The sequence below is a fragment of the Leptolyngbya sp. FACHB-541 genome, assembly GCF_014695875.1.
Lineage (GTDB): Bacteria > Cyanobacteriota > Cyanobacteriia > Elainellales > Elainellaceae > JAAUTN01.
On record NZ_JACJPC010000105.1, the window covers coordinates 1 to 2,379 of the forward strand.

The following is a 2,379-nucleotide window of genomic DNA, read 5'->3' on the forward strand; positions in this document are numbered from 1 at the left end:
TGCAACTGTTGTAGAATCTGCTGCCATAGTCCTCGCTTGCGCCAAGCGTAGAAGCGACCGGAGACCGTTTCCCAAGCACCATAACGATCAGGCAAGTCGCGCCAAGGAGCACCTGTGCGGAGAATCCATAAAATGCCATTGATTATCTTGCGGTGGTCATTAGCGGGTCGTCCACCTTTTGGACTCGGTTTGGGCAACATCAGCTGCAATTGTTGCCATTGTTGATTGGTTAGGTCTTTGCGTGAAATTGGATTGCGTGTAACCAAGATTGGTTTGTTGTCTTTGAAAGACTCCTACTCCCATTTTAGCTGGGTTTTAAAACACGCCCTAGGTATGTTTTACCATTACCCTCCATGACAATGTCTGGATAGTCGTGGTTAGGACGGGCAAGCTTACGACATTGATACAGTCGTTGTGCTAGAAACCCTGCAATCCCTTCACCAATCCCTGCTACAGCACTCTTGTTGGGCGTGATTACCTTGTGCTCTGTTCTACTGTAAAACAATGGTGGGTATCCCGGTTCTAGAAATGCGCCGCTAGAGTAAGCGAACCAGTACTGCATTTCTTCGAGTGGACGATATACTAGCTGCTCAGAATACTTGCTGATCATCCGCTTCAAAGTATTCGGGTGAATGGGTAAAGAACTAGCTGGACTGTAAGCGAATATTTTGCTAGAGAGTACTCAAGCGAATTACAGAAAAGGTGAGAGATACGCTTGACGAAAGTCAAATTTTGCAAGTCGTAGTTGAGCAAGTAGCGCTGGGACTTGGTTGTCACTACTGTGATACTTCTCTTTATAATATAAACCAGGGAACTGCCTCTGTTTATTGCGCGTATATAACCTCAACCACTTCAGCTCGAAGACATATAGCGTTTTTAGACTTCTTTGAACTCTACTCCCAACTTCTACAGGGTCAGTGTCTCCAGTTTTGTGAGATAGTCCCTACCCTGATCCAGTCAGCACAGGAGCAATTAGCTATTTTGGTTTGTCCTATTTCTGATGGACAAGAAGTTTTGGGCGACTTACGGTTATGCCATCAGAAAGATGATGCTTTTGAGGAATCAGAAGTTCGATTGATGCAGCAAGTAGCAAGTCAGTGTGCGATCGCCTTGCGTCAAGCAAGGCTTTACCGGGCACAAAGCATTCAGGTTGAGAAACTAGAGGAACTCAATCAATTAAAAGATGATTTCTTGAGTACAATCTCCCATGAATTGCGTACTCCTGTAACGAACATGAAGATGGCGATTCAAATGCTCAGTCTTACCCTCGGTCGAGATCAGGTCATAGCTGAGCAAGATAGAGTGAATCGTTACTTACAAATTCTGCAAGATGAATGCACACGTGAAGCAAGATTAATCAACAACTTGCTAGATTTACAACGGCTGGAATCTAAAGAACCAGCCCTGACCGTAGAACCCATTTTGCTTGAACCCTGGTTACTTAAACTTCTAGAGCCATTTCAGGAGCGAACACAGGATGCACAACAGAAGCTTCAGCTCGATATTCCAGCAGGAATGCCGCCATTCGTTTCTGAACCCGTTATGCTAGAGCGCATCCTGACGGAGTTATTAAATAATGCCTGTAAATATACTCCGGCAGGAGAACAAATTGTTTTAAGTGTCCACACCTGTGCCCAAGGAATTCAAGTGCGAGTCACCAACTTTGGTGTCGAGATTCCTGCCGCTTATTTAGAGCGTATCTTCGACAAATTCTATCGGGTTCCCAGTTCAGATCCGTGGCGACAAGGAGGAACCGGATTAGGTCTGGCGCTAACACATAAGTTAGTAGAACATCTGGAGGGCGCGATTTGGGTTGAGAGCCACTCTGGTCAAACTATCTTTACGATTGAGTTGCCAGTATTACCAGAAGGGGATGGAACTTAACTTCACAGTGTCTACTATGACAGTTGCTCTCAACGGTTGTGTCGCAAAAACTAGTGGGTGGTAAGGTCCATAGAACTACCCTTGCCTTCTCTTCCTTTGATGTCTACCCCTGCTTCATTTAAATGGCGGCACTTTTTGCCCCAAATCATCCTGCTCAACGTCCGATGGTATTGTCGTTACGCCTTGAGCTACCGGGATCTCGAAGAGATGATGCAGGAACGGGGGGTGGAGGTAGACCATTCGACGATCAAATCGTTGGGTTTTGAAGTACGCTCCGGAACTGGACAAACGCATCCGACCTCACTTGAAGCCGACAAACGACTCGTGGAGAACTGACGAGACTTACATCAAAATCAAGGGTGAGTGGAAATATCTGTATCGCGCTGTCGATTCGGAGGGGAATACTCTGGACTTTATGCCCAGCGCCAAGCGGGATGGCAAGGCAGCAGTCCGATTTTTCCGCAAGGTGCTCAAAGCACAGCACACTAGGACTCC

3 protein-coding genes and 1 pseudogene are annotated in these 2,379 nt (G+C 46.4%); 2 read left to right on the forward strand and 2 right to left on the reverse strand.

All coding sequences use genetic code 11. From position 1 onward, the window contains the following. Both H6G00_RS22025 and H6G00_RS22030 read right to left on the reverse strand, forming a co-directional pair. A partial coding sequence (locus tag H6G00_RS22025; RefSeq protein WP_190798385.1) for a transposase occupies window positions 1-266 on the reverse strand: 266 nt, incomplete at its 3' end. A gap of 38 nt (window positions 267-304) precedes the next feature. Next, window positions 305-610 carry a hypothetical protein gene (locus H6G00_RS22030; protein WP_190798386.1) on the reverse strand — a complete coding sequence of 102 codons (306 nt, stop codon included), beginning with the start codon at window positions 608-610 and terminating at the stop codon, window positions 305-307. A gap of 92 nt (window positions 611-702) precedes the next feature. Between H6G00_RS22030 and H6G00_RS22035 the strand changes: the two genes are divergently transcribed. Together H6G00_RS22035 and H6G00_RS22040 are read left to right on the forward strand one after the other, a co-directional pair. Then, window positions 703-1,884 (forward strand): HAMP domain-containing sensor histidine kinase, encoded by a 1,182-nt coding sequence (locus H6G00_RS22035; RefSeq protein WP_190798387.1) that lies wholly within the window; start codon window positions 703-705, stop codon window positions 1,882-1,884. A 99-nt stretch (window positions 1,885-1,983) separates the two neighbouring features. Beyond that, window positions 1,984-2,379: pseudogene (locus H6G00_RS22040) on the forward strand (IS6 family transposase); the annotation flags it as partial.